21 protein-coding genes are annotated in these 19,886 nt (G+C 37.1%); 7 read left to right on the top strand and 14 right to left on the bottom strand.

Translation table 11 applies throughout. The features are described 5' to 3' along the window. Positions 1-2 precede the first annotated feature (2 nt). Both tgt and DAY19_RS12940 read right to left on the bottom strand, forming a co-directional pair. Positions 3-1,151, bottom strand: coding sequence for a tRNA guanosine(34) transglycosylase Tgt (gene tgt / locus DAY19_RS12945; RefSeq protein WP_115363116.1), 1,149 nt, complete (start codon positions 1,149-1,151; stop codon positions 3-5). A 303-nt stretch (positions 1,152-1,454) separates the two neighbouring features. Continuing rightward, positions 1,455-3,668, bottom strand: coding sequence for a hypothetical protein (locus DAY19_RS12940; RefSeq protein ID WP_115363114.1), 2,214 nt, complete (start codon positions 3,666-3,668; stop codon positions 1,455-1,457). 169 nt (positions 3,669-3,837) lie between these two features. Between DAY19_RS12940 and DAY19_RS12935 the strand changes: the two genes are divergently transcribed. The 3 genes from DAY19_RS12935 to DAY19_RS12925 all read left to right on the top strand — a co-directional run bounded on the left by DAY19_RS12935 (position 3,838) and on the right by DAY19_RS12925 (position 6,990). After that, positions 3,838-5,139, top strand: a complete 1,302-nt coding sequence (locus DAY19_RS12935; RefSeq protein WP_115363112.1) for a hypothetical protein — start codon at positions 3,838-3,840, stop codon at positions 5,137-5,139. Positions 5,140-5,249: 110 nt separating this feature from the next. Further along, positions 5,250-6,557 carry a DEAD/DEAH box helicase gene (locus DAY19_RS12930; RefSeq protein WP_115363110.1) on the top strand — a complete coding sequence of 436 codons (1,308 nt, stop codon included), beginning with the start codon at positions 5,250-5,252 and terminating at the stop codon, positions 6,555-6,557. Between the two features lie 16 nt (positions 6,558-6,573). Beyond that, positions 6,574-6,990 (top strand): hypothetical protein, encoded by a 417-nt coding sequence (locus DAY19_RS12925; protein ID WP_133296969.1) that lies wholly within the window; start codon positions 6,574-6,576, stop codon positions 6,988-6,990. Here the strand turns inward: DAY19_RS12925 and DAY19_RS12920 are convergent. Together DAY19_RS12920 and DAY19_RS12915 are read right to left on the bottom strand one after the other, a co-directional pair. Then, positions 6,987-7,442 (bottom strand): hypothetical protein, encoded by a 456-nt coding sequence (locus DAY19_RS12920; protein ID WP_115363106.1) that lies wholly within the window; start codon positions 7,440-7,442, stop codon positions 6,987-6,989. The genes DAY19_RS12925 and DAY19_RS12920 overlap by 4 nt on opposite strands. 2 nt (positions 7,443-7,444) lie before the next feature. Then, positions 7,445-7,843, bottom strand: a complete 399-nt coding sequence (locus DAY19_RS12915; protein ID WP_115363104.1) for a globin family protein — start codon at positions 7,841-7,843, stop codon at positions 7,445-7,447. A 48-nt stretch (positions 7,844-7,891) separates the two neighbouring features. Here DAY19_RS12915 and DAY19_RS12910 point away from each other — a divergent pair, with 48 nt between their 5' ends. Further along, entirely contained in the window at positions 7,892-8,581 is a 690-nt protein-coding gene (locus DAY19_RS12910; protein WP_133296968.1) for a hypothetical protein, read from the top strand. 29 nt (positions 8,582-8,610) lie between these two features. On the opposite strand, the gene DAY19_RS12905 is transcribed toward DAY19_RS12910, so the two are convergent. From DAY19_RS12905 to DAY19_RS12895, 3 genes are all read right to left on the bottom strand, one after another. Further along, on the bottom strand, positions 8,611-9,042 hold the full coding sequence (locus tag DAY19_RS12905; protein ID WP_115363100.1) for a TraR/DksA family transcriptional regulator: 432 nt from the start codon (positions 9,040-9,042) through the stop codon (positions 8,611-8,613). A 194-nt stretch (positions 9,043-9,236) separates the two neighbouring features. Further along, the gene (locus tag DAY19_RS12900) at positions 9,237-9,593 is read right to left on the bottom strand and encodes a hypothetical protein (protein ID WP_115363098.1); all 357 of its coding nucleotides are present in this window, start codon (positions 9,591-9,593) and stop codon (positions 9,237-9,239) included. A gap of 17 nt (positions 9,594-9,610) precedes the next feature. Continuing rightward, positions 9,611-10,141: a hypothetical protein gene (locus DAY19_RS12895; protein WP_115363096.1), complete on the bottom strand. Its 531-nt coding sequence runs from the start codon at positions 10,139-10,141 to the stop codon at positions 9,611-9,613. A 114-nt stretch (positions 10,142-10,255) separates the two neighbouring features. Between DAY19_RS12895 and DAY19_RS12890 the strand changes: the two genes are divergently transcribed. Then, on the top strand, positions 10,256-10,957 hold the full coding sequence (locus DAY19_RS12890; protein WP_115363094.1) for a 4Fe-4S cluster-binding domain-containing protein: 702 nt from the start codon (positions 10,256-10,258) through the stop codon (positions 10,955-10,957). Positions 10,958-10,963: 6 nt separating this feature from the next. Here the strand turns inward: DAY19_RS12890 and DAY19_RS12885 are convergent, their stop codons facing one another. From DAY19_RS12885 to DAY19_RS12860, 6 genes are all read right to left on the bottom strand, one after another. Next, positions 10,964-11,341 (bottom strand): hypothetical protein, encoded by a 378-nt coding sequence (locus DAY19_RS12885; RefSeq protein WP_115363092.1) that lies wholly within the window; start codon positions 11,339-11,341, stop codon positions 10,964-10,966. A gap of 89 nt (positions 11,342-11,430) precedes the next feature. Next, a complete protein-coding gene (locus tag DAY19_RS12880) occupies positions 11,431-12,525 on the bottom strand; it encodes a DUF2786 domain-containing protein (protein WP_115363090.1) in 1,095 nt (364 codons plus the stop codon). Beyond that, positions 12,525-13,109 carry a redoxin domain-containing protein gene (locus DAY19_RS12875; RefSeq protein WP_199506661.1) on the bottom strand — a complete coding sequence of 195 codons (585 nt, stop codon included), beginning with the start codon at positions 13,107-13,109 and terminating at the stop codon, positions 12,525-12,527. The genes DAY19_RS12880 and DAY19_RS12875 overlap by 1 nt, the downstream gene beginning before the upstream one ends. A gap of 141 nt (positions 13,110-13,250) precedes the next feature. Beyond that, entirely contained in the window at positions 13,251-14,012 is a 762-nt protein-coding gene (locus DAY19_RS12870) for a succinate dehydrogenase/fumarate reductase iron-sulfur subunit (protein WP_115363743.1), read from the bottom strand. Between the two features lie 29 nt (positions 14,013-14,041). Further along, a complete protein-coding gene (locus tag DAY19_RS12865) occupies positions 14,042-15,976 on the bottom strand; it encodes a fumarate reductase/succinate dehydrogenase flavoprotein subunit (protein WP_233500273.1) in 1,935 nt (644 codons plus the stop codon). Beyond that, a complete protein-coding gene (locus tag DAY19_RS12860; RefSeq protein WP_115363086.1) occupies positions 15,976-16,647 on the bottom strand; it encodes a succinate dehydrogenase cytochrome b subunit in 672 nt (223 codons plus the stop codon). Before DAY19_RS12860 ends, DAY19_RS12865 begins: the two co-directional genes overlap by 1 nt. Positions 16,648-16,794: 147 nt before the next feature. Between DAY19_RS12860 and DAY19_RS12855 the strand changes: the two genes are divergently transcribed. Together DAY19_RS12855 and mgtE are read left to right on the top strand one after the other, a co-directional pair. Beyond that, on the top strand, positions 16,795-17,652 hold the full coding sequence (locus DAY19_RS12855) for an MBL fold metallo-hydrolase (RefSeq protein WP_115363084.1): 858 nt from the start codon (positions 16,795-16,797) through the stop codon (positions 17,650-17,652). A gap of 80 nt (positions 17,653-17,732) precedes the next feature. Continuing rightward, on the top strand, positions 17,733-19,067 hold the full coding sequence (gene mgtE / locus DAY19_RS12850; protein WP_115363082.1) for a magnesium transporter: 1,335 nt from the start codon (positions 17,733-17,735) through the stop codon (positions 19,065-19,067). Positions 19,068-19,101: 34 nt separating this feature from the next. Here the strand turns inward: mgtE and DAY19_RS15340 are convergent, their stop codons facing one another. Further along, positions 19,102-19,872 carry a hypothetical protein gene (locus DAY19_RS15340; RefSeq protein ID WP_199506660.1) on the bottom strand — a complete coding sequence of 257 codons (771 nt, stop codon included), beginning with the start codon at positions 19,870-19,872 and terminating at the stop codon, positions 19,102-19,104. Positions 19,873-19,886: the final 14 nt, after the last annotated feature.

Genomic DNA, 19,886 nt, shown 5'->3' with positions numbered 1-19,886 from the left:
TCCTAGTTATTCTTTGAACCGTCGTCTTTTTTATAACTCTTTAAGAAGTCTTCTTTCCACTGTGAGTAACGATTATCTAGAATTGCTTCACGAGCTTCTTCTGCCATATTCTTATAAAATTCAATATTGTGCATTGTTGCTAGAACTTGTCCTAGAATTTCATTTGAATCAAATAAGTGCTTCACATATGCGCGTGTAAAGTTCTGGCAGCAGTAGCACTTACAATTTGGTTCAATAGGAAAGAAGTCACGACGATAATTCTTATGACGTATTCTAATCTTTCCTCTTCTTGTAAAGAGAGTTCCACCACGAGCAAATTTCGTTGGAATGATACAGTCACTCATATCAATTCCATTCTCCCAGATCATACAGAGATCTTCAGGATTTCCAACACCCATTACATAACGAGGTTTATCTTTTGGCATCTTAGGACCTGTGTACTTTACGATCTTCTCCATTAACTCAGGGCCTTCACCAACTGATACTCCACCAATGGCATAGCCTGGTAGATCTCTTTTAACGAGTTCATCGAGACATTCGTCACGGTAGTCATCGTATGTTGATCCTTGAATAATTCCAAAAAGTGCTTGTTTTGGATTTGTCCAAGACTCAATACAGCGGTCTAGCCAACGATGTGTTCGATCAATTGACTTCTTAGTGTATTCGCGTGTTGCAGGGTATGGAATACACTCATCAAAGGCCATCATAATATCTGATCCCAGCTCTTGCTGAATCTCAATTGATGTTTCAGGAGACAGAAGAATTGTCTTACCTTTATGGTCTTTAAATTCTGCTCCTTCTTCTTTGATACTTTTTCTCTGCAAAGAGAATACCTGGAACCCACCAGAATCTGTTAAGATTGGGCGTGGCCAATTCATAAATTTATGAAGGCCTCCTGCTTTCTTAACTAGTTTTGAACCTGGTGATAGGTGAAGGTGATATGTATTTGATAGAATAATTTTTGTATCTAAGTCTTCTAGAAAGTTGGGTGGTAATGCTTTGATGGCACCATGTGTACCAACAGGCATAAATACAGGTGTCGGAATTTCTCCGTGAGGAGTAGTGATGACACCAGCTCTTGCCCCAGACTTTTTATCTTCGTGGACAACTTTAAATTGAAAATGTTCTTTGACTTGATCTTGAATGCGCATGGACTGCCCTTTGTCGTAACTCGACTTATGTATTCGTTCTAATAACTTTAGTTATTTAAAGTATTTAGCATTAATAAGGCCATTAGGCTTGCTTGTCTATTTAAAACTCTCTTATCTGTAAAAATTAAACAAGAGACGCATACACAGTCAGTGATGAGAGAAATAAGCAAACCATAAAAAATAGGATAAAAAAGTAGTTCATAAGCTCAATTAAACATATCGAGACTATTGTCACCATTGTTATGAAATATTTATAGAGCAGATAAGGCCAAGATTGATTTGCTTGGCCTCATTTTTGAAGTTTTAGTTACTTAGAATATTTAGATTCAGAATTTGTGTTGCAACTCGATTGGCCGATTCATTACCTGAGGCCTTAAAATATTCCACAAGATATTGAGTGAAGTCTCTAAATGCCTTTCTATTTTCACCATTATCTGTAACGGCAATAATGGATTGAATATCTTTTAATTCTTTTATTAAGAAAGAATCATTTGTTCCTTTGAATGCTTTTTCTACTGCATCAACATATTCAATTCTTACTTTAGGACGTGCAAGGAATGTAAAACCAGAAAGCTCGCTTGATCGCATTGTGCCAGCGACTTTTGCAAATTGCATTAGCGAATTATCATTTATGTACAAATAAACATCCTCAACTTTTGAGCGATAAAAAGATGTGAACTTATTTAAGTTGCGATATTCAACATATGGAAACTTAAAATGATTGAATATCTTCTTTGATTGATCAATTGCAAGAAAATCTAGATACATTAAATCTTCCGTTGCCATTCCTTTAATGATTTCTCCACCCCATAGAATCTTAGAAAAATCTTCTCTTACAAGAAATGATGATTTTTCATCTTTTAAGAAACTACTTAGGTAAGGATAGCGATATTTAAAGAATGGTATAGTTTCTAAAGTCTTTTTAAATGAAGCAAAGAAAGTAGAAGATGTGTTCTTTAAATAGAGTGATCTTCCAGACTTCTTATTAATAATAAAGTAGCTCGGTCGAGTCGCTGGTATTCTTAGAATAATATTTTCTTGTGAGAATTGTTTTGAGATAAGAAGCTCTTTCATTTTTAAAGGCCTCTTTCCTAGCTTCTTAGGAATATTTATTTTTTCTGGAGGATTACTATTAGATAATCCTTGTTCAATAATAGGGTATCCAACACAAATAAATGTAAATATTGAAAGGGTTACTAGTGGAATATAGCGAAAAGCTCTTAGGCGATAGCTGATAGGGCCCCTCGTTATAATCTCTTTCAAAGATGGAGTATCAAAAATAACTGGTGTTTCAAAAATTGGAAAGAAATGTGCAATAAAGTCAAATGGCGTTCTTAAAATCGCCTTCGCTCTCTTTGTTAGAAAGCTTCCTTTTGTTGTTGCCCCACAAATAAATAGTGTAGGAGAAACACTAAAGAGTAAATTTGAGATAAAAAGAATAATAAATAGGACAATTAGTGACTTTGTAATTTCTGGATTGAAGCTAAAGTCTACAAATTTTGCAATTTGTGTGTTGATGATTTCAGTTCCTTTATTACTCAAAGAGTTAACTGCTTCATTTTCAACTTGAGCACTAAGTAAGACTGTCACAAACATTAGAGATAAAGCACTTAAGAATCTCGTAAATGGCCCAACTAATTTATGATCATTTAAAAGTTTTGATCTTGATCTTGCTTTCTTCTTTGAGTCTCTCTTAGCGCGATTTCCTTTGTAATCACGTGCCGTTGTGATGGCCAATCCTGAGTCTGAGGCATTCTTGCTCTTTTTCTTTCCCGATTTCTTCTTGGCCTTCTTTTTACTTTTTTTCTTTAATGGCCTACTTACATGCTCATCATCTTTCTTTGATGCTTGCTTTTCATCTTCTTGAAGTCTTGCAACATTTAGGACTTGAGTGATACTCATTGTACCAGAGTCTTTTTCTTCATCCTCATTTGTATCTTGAGCAAGGTTAGTATCTAATTGAAATGAGTAGCCATTTCCTGAATTCTCGACATCAGACTCATCTTCAGAATCAGGTGAGTCAGCTGAGTCTGGTGTCTCTTTTGATTCAGAGATCTCTTTGGCCTGTTTTTCATTACTTTCGTCATCATCTGCATCTTCAAATTGAATACTATTATGACTTTCTTCATTCTCTAGACTTAACGATGGTGATTGGCCCAAGTCCTCATTGACTGAGTTTGGCGCAATTTCATCATTTTGTGTGATAGTTGGTTCTGGAATAGGTGATGAGGTATCAAGAGTTTTTAATTCATACGTGCTGTCTTTGTATGAAAGTTTTTCTCCGATTTCCATGAAGTAAGTAGAACCCTCTTGGAGGCTTGCTTCTTCTAAAATGGCATGTGGGATTTTTTGTATGACTTTTAAGATTAGGCAATCATCATCAATTTGAGCACGGATACTTCCTCCGTTTTCAGAGATAATGAGTTCATTATTTTCTTCTTTAAAATAAAATTCATGATTAGAGACACTAACTTCCTGTGAGTCCCCCTGATTGCTGTGGGTAAAACCAACCTGCATACTCAACCTTTTCTTACGTAATCTATTAATTTAATTACTATTTTAAGGTGAATATATAAATTTTCCTACTAATTTTTTCTCTCACGCTCATGGTAAAATCAGTTAACAAAAATTTCATGCTTTATTAAGTTCGAAAGACTCGAATAATTATAACAACTAGGGGACGTTGATGTTTAAAATGAAGAAAAAATCAATCCTAACAAAGGCCGCTTTAGCGACTCTTATGGTAGGACAGGTAGCTTACGCAGCAGACGCTGATTACAATGTGCTTGATCGCTTCCGTCTAATGGAAGACAAGTTTCAAACTCAAGAATTCTTAAGAGAGCCAGGACATGACTTTTTAATTGATATGTCAGTCTACGCTAATACTGACATTATGGAGCTTGCTTCAGATGTATCAGATGCTGAAGATTCAACTGCTGCCGCTGAAGTTCTTAGCGAATATGCTGATACAGAACAAAACTTAAGAGTAAATGTTGAGGTCGGAGTTCCTCTTCCTTCATTTAGTGCTTTTAAAGGAACAATTAGCCCAAGTGTAAGACTAGGGGTTAATGTTGGCTCTCTTATTGGTATTGGAGAAGAAGATATTGAAAAAGATACTCTTATTGCGGCCATTCCAGCAGATGCTTCTGCAAAGACAATTCTAGAAGATAAGTTAACACAAGATATTGTTAATGATGTTCTAGCTGGGACTACTAATACTGTTTCTGATTTAGCAACGGCATTAGGACTAAGTGGATCTGAGAGAACTCAATTTGAAACAGAATTAACAGAAGCACTAGGTGGTACAGCTATTCCATTTGCAGGATCTGGACAAACTGCAGCTATTATCGACGCTTATGTAAAAGCTGATGTTACAGCTGGATTAAACTTTGATTATAAGAATGAGAACCACTTTGGTGGACTTTCTCTATATGGGCTATATAGAGCTGACGTAAGACGTGTTCTTGATCAGGATGCAATTGCTGGAGATGGTGATGCTATCGACACTGAAAACCTTGATCAGAATATGACTCTTTATGCTATGGCCGATATTACTTATGGTTTCAATTGGCTAACAAACTTTAGAACAATGTTTAAGATTCAAGATATTGCACTTGCAACAATTATTGAAAGTGATGAAGGATATCTTCCAATTTATGAGCCAGAAGTTGGTTACCGTATGCACACTGACTATAGTTTTGACCTTTCTAACTTAAAACTTCGTCCATTTGTTGGTTTCCATATGAGAGATGGATATGATTTCGCAGATGGTGTTTATGCTGGTACAGATGTTATGCTTCACGTATGGAAGCAAAGAATTGCCTTAACTCTTAGAGGGATGGTTGATTCAGAACACCTGACTCTGACTCCAAGATTTAAGCTAGGATTCATGGATTTCATGTATTCTCTTAAGCAACCAATCACTTCTGAGGTAAAAGGTGTGGAAATTGCAACAATTCACTCTGTAAATTTCAGACTACACTTCTAATACAACTGCCATTGTGTTACATATTGGGGGATCTTTGATCCCCCTTTTTATTTTTACCGTGTAGGCTACGGGGAGCCGCGAGCGGAATTGTCACTTTAGGAGAGTACATAATGGCAAAAGACTCACAAAATTTTATTGATTTAATTAATATGGACCTATTTGCAGGTTTTCTAAAAGAAAATAAACTTGCAGCACCAACTGATGTTCAAGTTCAGTCAATTCCTGTTTTTCTAGATGGAAAAAATATTCAAATTCAGGCCAAAACTGGTAGTGGTAAAACTCTAAGTTATCTTCTTCCACTTTTTCAAATGCTTAAAGAAAGTGAAGCAAATCTTAGTAAGAATGATCAAAAACCTGGTTCTCCACGTGCAATTATACTTCTTCCTATTAAAGAACTTGCAATACAAGTTGCCGATGAGTGTAAGAAGATCTCTCACCATGCAAAGCTTCGAGTTAGACTGGCACTTGGTGGAGAGAAGGGAAAGAAAGTAAGTTCTCTAAAGAGCCAGAACTTTGATATCCTAGTGGGTGGCCCTGGAAGAATTAAGTCTATGATTGAGAAAAAAGAAATTCGTCTAGATAATCTTGAATTTCTTGTTATTGATGAAGCAGACCAACTTCTTGATATGGGATTTATGCGTGAGCTAAAATCCATTAGAAGACATTTAACAAATGATTATCAAGCGGCCCTTGTTTCTGCGACCATGGCCGATGACTTTGACCTATTAAAAGCAGACTTCTTCTCTGGAATGGAATTTGAGACAATCAGCTTAACTGATGCTCACGGTCTATCTCAAACTATTGAAACTTATAATATCGCTCTGGAATATACTGAGAAAAATGCCATGCTTGATGTCTTTATGAAAAATGAGGCCAAAGGCAATGGTATTATTTTTGTGAATCAAAAAGAGAAGGCCGTTGAAGTTTATAATTATATGAAAGAGAAGAAGCTTGCAAAAAAGCTTTTCCTATCTCATGGTGATATCAGCGCAAGAGAGCGAAGTGATAACTTTAAAAACTTTAAGTCTACTGGTGGTGTTCTTATCACAACAGATATGGCCGCTCGTGGAATCGATATTAAAACACTTCAATGGGTTTTAAATTATGATCTTCCATTTGAAGCTGTTTACTATATTCACCGTTCAGGACGAGTTGGACGTGCTGGAAGAAGCGGACGTGTTTATAATTTTGTTACAAAGAAAGATCAAAAGCTCATTGGTCAAATCAATGATGCCATTAAAAATCAGGATACACTCAAAATTGATCCAATCTTTCTTAAATCGACAATGGGGAAGGCGAATAAGGGAGCTTCTAAGAAGAAGGCACCTGCTAGACGTGGGCGTATGCCTAAGAAACCTGTTGTATCTGGACGAAACACGCCCAATAAGTCAAAAAAATCTCGCGGCCGTCGCGGTTAAGTGATAAAATGCTAATATGTCTAAACATATTAGCATTGTCTTTCTATTTACATTATCTCTAATTTTTACGTCTTGTTCTGAAAAGGATATTTACACTCCTTTAGAAATGTTTGATATGGCCTATAAATTTGATAATACAATTGAAGAAGTTCGTATTGCAGCAAAGGATAAAGATCGTCATTTAGAGTGTAGTGATTATCCTCAAGAAGGTTGTCTTAAGGGCTCTCCTAAGCGCTTCAAGGTTCGTCTTGTGGAAATGATAGTTGTTCAATACATGACAACTCGTGATTCTTGTCGTGCGGCCGCAAAAATTGGTCAATGGCATGCTCGTAATTGGCTTCTAGATGATGTGACAGGTGAGCCTGTTCTTGAGGATTTTGTTAAAAAAGTTTATAAGGCCAAAAAACCTAAAACTATCGAAAGTTGTAATTAGCTCTTTATCCAATTTCTGAGTTCTTCATAAATTTCATTAATCTCTTTATTTGACTGAAAAGCATCAGTTGTCATAATTTTTAGTCTCTTAGAGTTATTCAATTTTATTGTAATAAAGTAGTTGCCTGCATTCCCGCTGCCACGTCCTTTATTAAGTTCAATTTCTTCAATCTCATCTAGACCAAAGTTTTCAAACTTCTTTCTTATAAGAGAGCGTGTTTCCAGTCTTCCTGTGTTGCGAGGTTTATTGAGCTCAAGATGACGCTTTTTTAATATTGAAACAGTTGCAATAATTGGGATGAGAAAAATTATAATGTCTTTTGTTGCAGGCCTTGGGTCTTTGAAGATAAGCGTTAGGATTAATGCTAGTAAGAAGAAGGTGCAAATTAAGAATATATTTCTAGAATAGCTGTCAATTGTGACATATTGAATATTCTTCTCATATTTAATCATGCCTATCCCTCAAAAAAATACTTTTCAAAGCCTACTTTAAAAGTATCAATCTTATGTTCCCAAATATTAATAAATTTTGGATCTTCAGATCGATTTTCCTCTAGTGTTTGTTTAAATAATATTACCCATCGACCTAGCTCTCCCTTTCGAATCTTTAAATATTCGTGGGCCGATAAGAGGTGATGGGCCCCTTTAGGTAATTTTATTCCAAGTAATTGGGCCTGCCAAAAGGCATTTATTGATTTTAGATGCTCGTTGAAGTCTTCAATATTTGAGATCGGCCCGTTGTTTGAAGTTAATTTACGAAAGTGATAACCAATGAAAACGTCATTTATGGCCTTTTGATAAAAAGACCGAGTAACTTTCTCGATTAACTTAATACTTTCTTCCTGATTTTTCATAACTTAAGTCTACACTAAATATTGCATCATAAATACCGATTCATATGTATGAAGAAAATTTTAGATAGCTCCCGAGTATTCTTATTTATCATGATTGTGACTTCAAGCTCACTATTGGCCGGTCCTTTAACTTCTGTTGGAAATGATACCTGCTGGTATAAAGAAGGTGACTATCGTACAAAAATTGCTTCATTCAATGATCAAATAAGTTTAAATACCTCTCGTGATGATATTTTAGCTCCCGTGGTTAAGTTTTTTCATAAGAAAGGATTTAAAGCTGATCAGATCGATGCCATCCATACTTATGGAATTTGTGGCCCTCGTTTGGCCATCGCATTTCGTGTGACTTACGATGCAGTAGAGTATTGTCTTCGTGCAAATGCCAGTAAAGATGGAGAGTTAGTTTTTGATAAAGGTGAGGATATGTTACCATTGGCCGCTTCACGAAAAGGTGCTTGTGAAGGGATAAATCCACATCGTCTTATAATTTCGATTAAATCTGATCTTGTTGTGGATCTACAAAAATATTTAAATGCCAAAGGGCATATTGTTAAGAAAGCACAACACTTATCTGGCTCAGTTTATGTCTTAGATTTTTCAGTTGAAAGAGATGAGATTAAGAAGATTAAAACTTCGGTCGAGTCTTCTGGTCTTGCCCGTTCTGTGAGCTTCTCGTCTGGCCAATACCATATTGCAGATGAGTTTGAATTACTTAGTCTTAGTTATTTCAGAAAATAAAAAGGCCGCATAAGCGGCCTTTAGTATCTTTATCTTTTTCCAATTTCAGCAATTGTTTTTCCAAGAGATTTCGAACGCTTTAGATAAACATTTGATTTCTCTTCATGCTCAGCTTCTTCTTTACATGCAATACAAAGCTCTGCTGTATTTCTTGCCATAAGGCGATCGTAACCGATTTCAATATCACACTCATCACAAAGGCCATATTCGCCTTTTTCAATTTTTTGAAGTGCTTTATTGATTTTCTTTACGTAGAAGTTCTCACGATTTCTGAAACGAATTTCCTGCGAAGTTTGGACATTTGCTACTGCCTCATCCAGAGGATCAAGTAGTTCATTCTTGTCCATGCAATACTGCTCTTTCTCACTGTTTTTGTTAAGAATTCTTTCTTTGTCAGCAAGTAGTGCATCTTTTAGTGCAGCTATTTGCTTGTCCGATAGATACGAGTTTGCTCTTTTCATTTCGACTCCCTTGTGCCGTGTTTCTTCCAGTGAAACAAGTTGCTTGTAGCTGTAAAATTTCGATTTGGCAAAATTAAAGCTATTTACAACAAATATTGTGTTCGTGTGTTGTAGAAAGAATTTACTGGTCTAGAAAGTGTTAGTAAAAGGTATTTTTCTTACAAAGATTTACTTTAAAACGAGATTTCAGATACTTATCCGTGATTTTTTGGAAACGGTGCTTCACAGTAGGGGCAAAACTTCCAAAATTGCTGATCAATCTGAGTTTTACAACTTGAACAAGTGATTATTGCGCTTAATTCCTCAAATGCTTCGTCATGCATATTTGCAAAAAGATCACTTCGCATTGCGGCGATAGTTGTTGGGTGGGCGCGAAATGTTCCAGGCATACTTTGATTTGGAATAAATTTAGCTGGAGAGACACTCTTATCTGGATAGATTTGAACTTTTACTTCTTGTGAAGGGCGCTTTTCATACATTGCCCGTCCTGCAATATTGCGCTCATTCTTTAACAATTCAAAATTTTCATTAGCATCAAACTTTCTATTCATAGAGCTATTATAACATCTTAGCCCCAGCGACGCTCAAGAAGCTCAATAATTTCCGTGCACGCCTTCTTGTGCTGGTTAAATCGAGCAAAAAAGCCTGGTTTTGCCTTTAAAATGGCCTCTTTAAAGAAGATAGACTGTGAGCCAAGTCCTTCTATTAGTCTTAGATTCCATTCGAATACTTCCGGATTACTATGACCGATAAGGCCCTCAAGTACCTCTAAGAAGTCAAATGGAAGTCTCTCTCCACGCTTGTGGTGCTCATCAATAATCTGCTTTCTTGCAACTCCTAATATTAGAACAAGAACCTCATTATCATCACATTCTTTTATTGCATGGATAATTTGGGGATATAAGTCGTGATCGAGTGTTATCGTATTATCGAGAATACACAGAAGGGGAATTAAGGCCTGCCAGTCTCTCTTGTCATTGAGTCGAATAAATTCATCTTTAAAGACTTTTATATCTTGTTTGGAATAGCTGCAATTTGGTCTTTTCCCACTTTGTAAGTCCTTAATGACAGCTTGAAACTGTTCATTTATATCAATCATAATCATTGCCTTAAGTTATTTCGTGTAGCTTTTACTTGATTTTACATAATTCTATGACATTTTAAAGGCTTATGCTATATAAATAGGCTTAAACATTGGTGTTTAGAAGGTTTCATGGAATTTTTAATTAACGATATTTATCGCGCTACAGAAGGTGAGGGAGTCTTTGTCGGACGCTCACAAGTCTTTGTGCGTTTTCAAGGATGTAATATCGGTTGTGTTAATTGCGACTCTATGGACACCTGGAGTTTTGATATTGAGAGCACTTCTCTTAATACAATCTTTGAAAGAATTCTTGAAGAGAGTTATCAAGGTAAAATTAATTGGATTTCTATTACTGGTGGTGATCCTCTTCATCCTAAACACGTTCCAAGCGTTGTGGAGCTTACAAAGTTTTTAAAATCGAGAGGTTTTAAAATTAATCTTGAGGCCGCTGGAACTCGAGTTGTTGACGAGGTTTTTGATCTTCTTGACTATATCTCTTATGACCTAAAAACTCCTTCAACAGGTGTTAGAACACGTCTGTCACTTATCGAAAAGATGGCACAGCAATATCCTAATCGCTTTCAAATGAAGGCCGTGATTGCTGATCGAAAGGATTTTGAATACACATTAAGCGCTTATCGCGAACTTGAATCAAAGCTTGGTAATATTGAATTTCCTTGGGTTTTGACTCCTTGTTATGAGCCAAGTGAAGAATTTCCTATGCAGCGATTTATCGATATTCAAGAATGGAATCAAATCGAAGGTGGTCCTTTCCGAGTTATTGGACAACAGCATAAGTGGATTTTTGGCGCAGATAAGAAAAGTGTCTAATGGCCTTTAAGAGGCTTGTCTTTGAGCTCTCTGCTTGGCATCGAGCATTTCAACACCGTATTGCTTAATCGTACCTAGAGAAGTGATTGTATACTGGCTGGCCTCTGCTTTTGAACGATCCTCATCGGTAAAATCATTACAGATTACCACTAGGCGAGTGCCTTCTGGAAGTTTCTTGAGAGCTATTTTTATAATACCCTGAACTTTTTCAAGTGAGTTTGTGCAGTAGACGACATACTTCTTATCGTCTTTAGTTACGCTAAAATGCCAAAGATTCTGCTTATTCTTAGATTCAACTACATTGTAGTCGTAGGACTTAAATACTAACGTACATTGAGTAATGAATCCTCTAATAATCTTTTTAGAATTTGCTATTTTTGCCATTTACACTCCAAACTTCACATTAACACATATCGGAAATCCGCTCAAAAGTTTTAGATAATCTTTAAATAAAGCGAATTTTGTTACGGAATTCAGTAAGTTATTAATTTTGTGGAGGCTTTGCCATTAATGCCTTTGCCAATTTTAAATGACTTTCCCGCTTTATTACCTAGGCTCCAGGCCTTTGGATCAAAGCTTGAAGATTGGCTCGATTGAGAGCTAACGCGAGGATAGACACGATTGCGATGGGCCGAAGTTAGGCCATTTAAGTGGACGAGCTCACGAGAGCTAATATGTTGTTGTTGAGATTTCTTTAATTCTTGTAGAAAGGATTTTGTGAAGCTTTTAAAGTACGTATTCTTAGCTCGAACACCTTTAAGGTTAGATGACTTCTTAGCTTGAAGCCAAAGTCCGTTCATGGCCTGTGTAGTGTAGTCATAAATATAATGGGCCGCTTCGACATTTTCCTTTGCGCCGATAACTTCAAGATAGCCACCACCACGGCCACTGCTAAATACAGGTGCAACTGAAAACTCTTTTAGAATATCATAGAGGCAATCATGTAAGAGGTTTCGTCTTTTAAATGAGGCGACTCTTTTAACATAGGTGTCTTCAAGCTCACGCATATCGATCTCATTGCGAGTGAAATTAGTAAGTCTTACTTTTTCTAGATTGTGTTTTGCAATAAGATCATTGGCCTTTCTTGCTGCAAGCTTGGCCTCAAATTCGTTATCAGATTTAGCAAGTTCAAGTAGCTTTTGAATTTTTTGAGTAACTTGGTTACTAGTCTTTGTGTAAGCAGCTAGATTAATCTGTGATTTTGAAAAGTCCTGATTCCATGCATATCTTTTAAAGATATTTCGAAATTCAACGCCATGTGCTTGTTCACTTATGCCACACGTTACGTGTACCATAAAGTGAGCTATTTCGTGCTTTAGAACATTTTCTAAGAGCTCTTCATCATTCATGGTCATAAAGCACTTATTAATTCCAATTTGGTATATAAGTGGATCGTAGAAGCCCAAGACTTTATCTGATTCATTAACCACAAAAGATAGGGGATACATAACACCCTTATAATGCAGGCGACTTCTTTTGAGCTCAAGTCCCATGCCCGCAAAAATATCACGGGCCTTGAGACGAACTTTCTTTATAAATAATTGGGTATTTTCATTATATATAAACATTAGTATTTAACGCTACATCCATATGGTTTAGTTTTTGCCGTTGAGACCTTCTCTCCCTTAGCAATCTCTTTTATAGCTGTTTTAACATAGTTTTCGGCTTTTTGAATATCGCTTTTATCGGCCGATGGGATACTGTCAATCCCGCCCATATAGTCGATTCTTCCCTGCTCATTGATAATGAAAATCTCTGGTGTCGTTTTCGCATTATAGAGTCGACCAGTGACTCCTTTCGTATCAAGTAGAAAGTGTTGCGCTCTAGATCCTTCTGCTTTTAAGCGCTTCTTTGCCGCTTCAGAGTCCTCTATATATCCTTGTTTTCCTACATTTGAAGAATTAATTGTCAGCCATGTGTAGCCATGTCTCAATGCAAACGTTTGAGTCTCTTGCATATTCTTTGAATCATAATGTTTACGAACAAATGGACAACCTTCGTTATACCATTCAAGGACAATTCTTCGGCCTTTTAAGTTCTCAAGTGAGACGAGCTCTCCTTTTTGATTCATTAAAATAAATTCAGGAGCTTTCTCTCCTGGAGAGAGGGCGAAAGTTAGGGATGTGAGTAATATTGCTATAAGTAACTTCATCATAACTCCTTTTTTTTGTTTTCTACATTTTAGAAGAATTTTTCTTAAGTCCCAATGAAATCAATAAAAGTTTACTAGAAATTAACAAAAAAAGGCCTACTTTCGTAGGCCTCTTAATTATCTTTTAACTGTTAAGCTAAATTATACTTTTGGTGTCGTTTGAGAAACAACAGCAGCTTTTAGAAGCTCTCTGTTCATACGAGCGATATTTGTGATCTCAATTCCTTTTGGACATGATGCTTCACATTCTGCTTCGTTAGTACAGTTACCAAATCCAAGATCATCCATCTTCTTAACCATGTTTTGAACACGTTGAGAAGCTTCTGCTTGTCCTTGTGGAAGAAGTGCCATTTGCGAAACTTTTGCTGAAACGAAAAGCATTGCAGAAGCATTCTTACAAGAAGCAACACATGCACCACAACCGATACAAGCAGCTGCATCCATTGCAAGGTCAGCGTTTTCTTTAGGAACTAGGATAGCATTTGCATCTTGAGCGTTACCAGTATTTACTGAGATAAATCCACCAGCAGCGATGATTTCATCAAATGCACTTCTATCAACCATAAGGTCTTTTTCTACTGGGAAAGCTCTTGCTCTAAATGGCTCGATTACAATCGTATCACCGTCAGAAAACTTTCTCATGTGAAGCTGACAAGTTGTTGTTTCAGCTTCTGGCCCGTGGGCCTGACCGTTAATCATTAGTGAACACATACCACAGATACCTTCACGACAATCGTGGTCGAAAGCTACCGGCTCAATTCCTTGTGGGATTAGTTCTTCGTTAAGTTGATCTAGCATTTCTAGAAAAGAAGCATCTGGAGATACATTCTCTAGTGTGTAATCCGCCATTTGACCTTTGTCTTCACGGTTTTTTTGACGCCAGATCTTTAAATGTAAAGTCATATTATTATTACTACTCATATTAATACCTCTTACTTATAACTTCTTTGCGTTAGTGGAACGTTAGGGAAGTCTAATTCTTCAACGTTTCTAATTGGGTCGCTATCTTGACCAGTGAATTCCCAAACAGCACCATGACAGTAGTTTTCATCATCACGTAAGGCTTCACTTTCTTCAGTTTGAGATTCCTCTCTAAAGTGTCCACCGCATGACTCTGGTCTCTCTAGTGCATCACGTGCCATTAGTTCACCAAGTTCTAAGAAGTCGGCAAGTCTATTTGCTTTTTCAAGCTCAATATTGATTCCATCTGGAGTACCTGTAACTTTAACGTCTTTCCAGAATACTTCACGAAGCTTTTTGATTTTCTCAATACCTTCTTTAAGAGTCTTTTCATTTCTGGCCATACCAACGTGGTTCCACATGATACGTCCTAGTTCTTTGTGAATTGACTCAACAGATCTTGATCCATTGATTGAAAGAAGCTTTGTGAATCTTTCTTTTGAATCAGTTAGTGCTTTGTCGAATTCAGGATGATCTGTACCAACTTTTTTACCCATTAGTCCTTCACTAGCTAGGTAGTTTGGAACTGTGTATGGAGCAACGAAGTAACCATCTGCAAGACCTTGCATAAGTGCAGAAGCACCTAGACGGTTTGCACCGTGGTCAGAGAAGTTTGCTTCACCAAGAGCAAATAGTCCTGGAACTGTTGTTTGAAGGTTGTAATCAACCCATAAACCACCCATTGTGTAGTGAACTGCAGGATAAATTCTCATTGGAACTTTATATGGGTTTTCATCAGTAATTCTTTCATACATATCAAAGAGGTTACCGTAGCGCTCTCTAATTGCATCTTCACCATCGCGCTCAATTGCAGTTGCAAAGTCTAGATAAACAGCTTCTTCACCTTCACGTACTGACTTACCTTGGTCGATTTGTTCTTTTGCATTTCTTGAAGCAACGTCACGAGGAACAAGGTTACCAAAAGATGGATACTTTCTTTCTAGGTAGTAATCTCTTTCTTCTTCTGGAATATCATTTGGAGCTCTATAGTCACCAGCTTTCTTTGGAACCCAAACACGTCCGTCGTTTCTTAGAGACTCTGACATAAGTGTTAGCTTCGACTGGTTTTCACCGTGTCTTGGAATACAAGTTGGGTGAATTTGAGTGAAGCATGGGTTAGCAAACATTGCACCTTTCTTATAGGCCTTCCATGCTGCTGAACCATTTGAAGTCATAGCATTTGTTGATAGGTAGTAAACGTTTCCGTATCCACCAGTACACATTAGAACTGCATCAGCTGCGTGCTTTTCGAATTCACCAGTGATTACATTTCTTGTGATAATACCACGGGCCTTACCTTCAACAACTACTAGCTCAACCATCTCACGACGAGTAAGCATTTCTACTTTTCCACGTCCTACTTCTTTCATTAGAGAAGAGTAAGCACCTAGAAGAAGCTGTTGACCAGTTTGTCCACGAGCATAGAATGTACGTGATACTTGAGCACCACCAAATGAACGGTTAGAAAGTGTCCCACCGTATTCACGAGCAAAAGGAACACCTTGTGCTGCACATTGGTCGATAATATTATTTGAAACTTCAGCAAGACGATAAACGTTAGCTTCACGTGCTCTATAATCTCCACCTTTTACAGTGTCATAGAATAGTCGCCAAATCGAGTCACCATCATTTGGATAACTTTTAGCTGCGTTAACACCACCTTGAGCTGCAATCGAGTGAGCACGTCTTGCAGAATCTTGTAGGCAGAAACATTTAACATTATATCCTTGTTCACCAAGAGTTGCTGCAGCAGATGCTCCAGCAAGACCTGAACCAACAACGATAATATCAAACTTACGTCTGTTGGCAGGGTTAACAAGTTTCATTTTGAATTTATGATCAGTCCAAACTTTTGTGATGTCATTTCCCGCAGGAACTTTTCCATCCATTTTCTTAATATTTGTCATTACATTCCTCCCTTAACGTGACACCAAATAGCGATAGTCGAGTAACCAACAGTTAAGATCACAGCATAAAGCTTAGAAATGAATTGAATTGCTGGCATATACTTAGGGTGGTTAAAGCCAATTGATTGAAATGCTGACCAGAATCCGTGAGATACGTGAATCCCAATTGTAATCATAAATAGTACATAGATTCCAACATTCAGTGGTGAAGCGAAATAATCAATAACAGTCTTGTAAAGATCACGAACTTCCATTCCATTAAGTGTTGTCATGTAAACATCACCGTACTTAAAGTTAATTAAGTGCATAACAAGGAAGAAAAGAATCAACATACCTGTGTAAGGCATAGTTGATGATGCAAATGTCGAACCTCTTCCTGTCGGTTGCTTCATGTAGTACTTAACTGGGCGAGCTGCCTTATTCTCAATCGTAAGCTTAAGCGCCATAAAGATGTGAGATAAGAAGATCACTAAAAGAACTGCTTCTGCTAAGTAGATTAGCGGGTTAGAAGTAAGGGTGTATGCATACTGATTGAATGCATCCTTACCTGCGATTAATAAAAAGTTTCCTAACATGTGTGAAAAAAGGAATCCACATAGAAGTAGTCCCGTCACTCCCATTACCTGTTTCTTAGCAATGGAGTTCGTCAAATAAAAGCGTAATGCTGACATTGATCCATTTCCTTTGTCTGATTTAATAAAGTTTTAAATGTTATTTGATTTGGATTATAATCCTTAAATCACCAAAACTTAAGCGAATTTTTAGTAGTTTTTTTACTGCGTGGTGCAACAAGTTGTTAATGAGAAAAGGAGTTCTAAATGTTGGTTCATTCTATCTTTGATAAGGTCACTAATACAATGACATATATCATTTATTCATCGGTCTCAAAAACGGCCATTGTTGTTGACCCCGTTCTGAACTTCGATTACGCAAGTGGTAGCGTTTCAAGTGAAGATATCCATCAAATAGATTTATTTCTAAAAGAAAATGAATTGAGTTTAAAGTATATCTTTGAAACTCATGTTCACGCCGATCATTTGTCAGGAGCATCTAAACTAAAATCGCTTTATCCCACTGCGCAAGTTGTTATTCATAAGAATATTAAGTTGGTTCAGGGTGTATTTAATGCTGTCTTTTCATCAAATGTTAAAGAGGATGGTTCGCAATTTGATATTCTTACACAAGAAGGTGAGAGTTTTGATGTTTGTAGCGATATTAATGTGAAAATTATTGAGACTCCAGGCCATACACCTGCGTGTATGAGTCTTTATGTAAATGAGAAGGCCCTTTTTGTAGGTGATGCGATATTTATGCCTGATATGGGTACCGGACGTTGTGACTTTCCAAAGGGAAGTGCAGATAAGCTATACAATTCAATTCAAAAGATTTACGCACTTGATGATGAATGTGAGATTTATGTTGGCCATGATTATGGACCTGGTGGGCGTGAGATAAAATATAAAACAACAGTAGGTGAGCAAAAGCGTAGTAATATCCAATGTAAAAGCTCGACTTCTAAGGAAGAGTTCTTAGAGTTTCGTACTAATCGAGATGCGCAACTTAATGAGCCAAGATTAATTATACCTAGTATCCAATATAATATGAATGGCGGAGAGTTTATATTTACTGAAGCTGATGGTGGCCCTTATATCAAAGTTCCTTTAAAGTTTAAGTAGGAACTTGAGTAATATAACTATCTAATTTTATTTAAGTTTTATTATTCGATGTCGACAAGTAAGATGTTGGAGTAATTATAATGACAAACGAATTTCATTCTGAAATTGAAAAGACAATGCAATTTACTAAAATTGGTATTGCCTTAAAAGACTGGCCGTCTCTTTCGGAGTCGCAGCGTCTTGAGATTTTTAATAGTTTGTCAGAAGAAGAGGCAAGTGACTTCTTTGATTCACTAGATTCGAATTACCAAGCTGACTTATTTGAACAATTTGATCGTGACCTGAAAAGAAGATGGGCCAATGACCTGGCCTATGATGATCTTGCAGATATTCTCCAGCTTCTTGAACCTGAACAAGTTGAAGAAACATTAAGCTTATTAGCAAAACACGCTCGTATCGAAGTCATGGCCCTTATGGCCTACGCAGAAGATGTGGCCGGTGGTTTAATGAATTCGAATTATATTCGACTTCGCGCCAATATGTATGTTGAAGAGGCCATTCGCTATATTCGAACTCAAACTTTAAGTAATGTTGAAACAATTTATTATACTTATGTAATCGATGCCACTCAAAAGCTTCTAGGTGTTGTTTCCCTTCGTGAACTCTTTGGTGCACGAGATGGTCAAAAGGTATCAGATCTGATGACTAGTGGAGATGACCTCATTGCTATTCCTGATAATATGGACCAGGAAGAAATTGGACGCGTCTTCAGTCGTTTTGAACAAGTTGTTCTTCCGGTTATTGATGATGAGTTCAGAATGAAAGGTATCATTACAATTGATGATATTATCAAGGCCGTTGAAGAAGAGACCACGGAAGATATGCAAAAAATTGCGGCCGTCGAATCTCTTGATGCTCCTTATCTTGAAGTAGGCTTCTTTGAGATGACAAAAAAGCGTCTCGGTTGGCTTGTTATACTCTTTATCGGACAAATGTTAACTGCGACGGCCATGACTCATTTTGAAGCGGCCATTGCTCACACAGTAGCATTAGTGACTTTTATTCCTCTTATTATCTCATCTGGTGGGAATTCAGGTGCTCAAGCTTCGACTCTCGTTATTCGTGCGCTTGCCCTAGGTGAAGTTAAAAATAGTGACTCTCTTCGCGTCTTCTTTCGCGAATTAGGCTCAGGTCTTTTTATGGGATTTATTCTTGGAATCTTTGGATTCATGAGAATTTACTTTTGGCCTCATGCTAATGAAGCATACGGTGTGAACTTTGCTCAGATATCTTTAATTGTTGGATGTAGTATTATTTGTATCGTAATGTGGGGGACACTTGTTGGCTCAATGCTGCCATTTCTCTTAAAAAAGTTACGCTTTGACCCTGCTACAGCTTCAACTCCCTTTGTTGCAACGATTTGTGACGTCACGGGGATCATTATTTATTTTTCAATTGCTCACGCACTCTTATAGAAAGGCCCTGAATTTCAGGGCCTAGTATTAGTATTTATTTTGATTTTTTCTTAGCAGCTTTCTTGGCCACTTTTTTCTTGGCCGTTTTTTTGGCAGCTTTCTTGGCAGCTTTCTTGGCAGCTTTCTTGGCAGTTTTCTTGGCAGTTTTCTTAGCAGTTTTCTTTGCTACTTTCTTTTTCGCTGTCTTCTTGGCAACCTTTTTCTTCGCAGTTTTCTTCGCAGTTTTCTTCGCAGTTTTCTTCGCAGTTTTCTTTGCAGTCTTTTTGGCTACCTTTTTCTTGGCAGTTTTCTTTGCTGCCTTTTTAGCTGTCTTTTTGGCCGCCTTTTTAACAACCTTCTTCTTGGCCGCTTTCTTTAAGTCACTTGCAACTTTCTTCGTTGTTTTGCGTACCTCTTCAACGGTTTCTTCCATCTCATCAGAAACATCTTTGGCCGCTTTCTTAACGCGATTAATTGCCTTCTTAGTCCCTTTTTTAACATTTTGATATGTTTCCCCATGGCCAAGAGAAGCAATCTCTTTTTCAATCTTCTCTTCATATTGGGCCAAGACTTTCATTGGATCTTTACCAAGACGATCGAGTTCTTCTTTTAATTCTTCATAGAATTTTTCAAGTTTATGCTTTTGCACATTTACTTTGTCGTAACGAAAACGAAAGTGGTAATAGAGTTCATCGTACTTCTCACTACCTTCATCTTGAATTCGCTCTAGTAAATGCTTACACTTTTTTAGAATCTCATCACTTGAAGAAGTTAGGGCGTGTTTTGCCTGTTTATTCTTCTTCTTTAAAAAATCTTCTAAGCTCATTTTTATCCTCGCTA

This window comes from Halobacteriovorax vibrionivorans, assembly GCF_003346865.1.
Taxonomy (GTDB): Bacteria; Bdellovibrionota; Bacteriovoracia; order Bacteriovoracales; family Bacteriovoracaceae; genus Halobacteriovorax_A; species Halobacteriovorax_A vibrionivorans.
This window is presented reverse-complemented; position numbering and strand designations above follow the sequence as displayed.

Bases quoted from the DNA above. Each gene is read 5' to 3' on its own strand.
- tgt (WP_115363116.1), bottom strand. From the start codon at position 1,151: ATGCGCATTCAAGATCAAGTCAAAGAACATTTTCAATTTAAAGTTGTC.
- DAY19_RS12940 (WP_115363114.1), bottom strand. From the start codon at position 3,668: ATGCAGGTTGGTTTTACCCACAGCAATCAGGGGGACTCACAGGAAGTT.
- DAY19_RS12935 (WP_115363112.1), top strand. From the start codon at position 3,838: ATGTTTAAAATGAAGAAAAAATCAATCCTAACAAAGGCCGCTTTAGCG.
- DAY19_RS12930 (WP_115363110.1), top strand. From the start codon at position 5,250: ATGGCAAAAGACTCACAAAATTTTATTGATTTAATTAATATGGACCTA.
- DAY19_RS12925 (WP_133296969.1), top strand. From the start codon at position 6,574: ATGTCTAAACATATTAGCATTGTCTTTCTATTTACATTATCTCTAATT.
- DAY19_RS12920 (WP_115363106.1), bottom strand. From the start codon at position 7,442: ATGATTAAATATGAGAAGAATATTCAATATGTCACAATTGACAGCTAT.
- DAY19_RS12915 (WP_115363104.1), bottom strand. From the start codon at position 7,843: ATGAAAAATCAGGAAGAAAGTATTAAGTTAATCGAGAAAGTTACTCGG.
- DAY19_RS12910 (WP_133296968.1), top strand. From the start codon at position 7,892: ATGAAGAAAATTTTAGATAGCTCCCGAGTATTCTTATTTATCATGATT.
- DAY19_RS12905 (WP_115363100.1), bottom strand. From the start codon at position 9,042: ATGAAAAGAGCAAACTCGTATCTATCGGACAAGCAAATAGCTGCACTA.
- DAY19_RS12900 (WP_115363098.1), bottom strand. From the start codon at position 9,593: ATGAATAGAAAGTTTGATGCTAATGAAAATTTTGAATTGTTAAAGAAT.
- DAY19_RS12895 (WP_115363096.1), bottom strand. From the start codon at position 10,141: ATGATTGATATAAATGAACAGTTTCAAGCTGTCATTAAGGACTTACAA.
- DAY19_RS12890 (WP_115363094.1), top strand. From the start codon at position 10,256: ATGGAATTTTTAATTAACGATATTTATCGCGCTACAGAAGGTGAGGGA.
- DAY19_RS12885 (WP_115363092.1), bottom strand. From the start codon at position 11,341: ATGGCAAAAATAGCAAATTCTAAAAAGATTATTAGAGGATTCATTACT.
- DAY19_RS12880 (WP_115363090.1), bottom strand. From the start codon at position 12,525: ATGTTTATATATAATGAAAATACCCAATTATTTATAAAGAAAGTTCGT.
- DAY19_RS12875 (WP_199506661.1), bottom strand. From the start codon at position 13,109: ATGAAGTTACTTATAGCAATATTACTCACATCCCTAACTTTCGCCCTC.
- DAY19_RS12870 (WP_115363743.1), bottom strand. From the start codon at position 14,012: ATGACTTTACATTTAAAGATCTGGCGTCAAAAAAACCGTGAAGACAAA.
- DAY19_RS12865 (WP_233500273.1), bottom strand. From the start codon at position 15,976: ATGACAAATATTAAGAAAATGGATGGAAAAGTTCCTGCGGGAAATGAC.
- DAY19_RS12860 (WP_115363086.1), bottom strand. From the start codon at position 16,647: ATGTCAGCATTACGCTTTTATTTGACGAACTCCATTGCTAAGAAACAG.
- DAY19_RS12855 (WP_115363084.1), top strand. From the start codon at position 16,795: ATGTTGGTTCATTCTATCTTTGATAAGGTCACTAATACAATGACATAT.
- mgtE (WP_115363082.1), top strand. From the start codon at position 17,733: ATGACAAACGAATTTCATTCTGAAATTGAAAAGACAATGCAATTTACT.
- DAY19_RS15340 (WP_199506660.1), bottom strand. From the start codon at position 19,872: ATGAGCTTAGAAGATTTTTTAAAGAAGAAGAATAAACAGGCAAAACAC.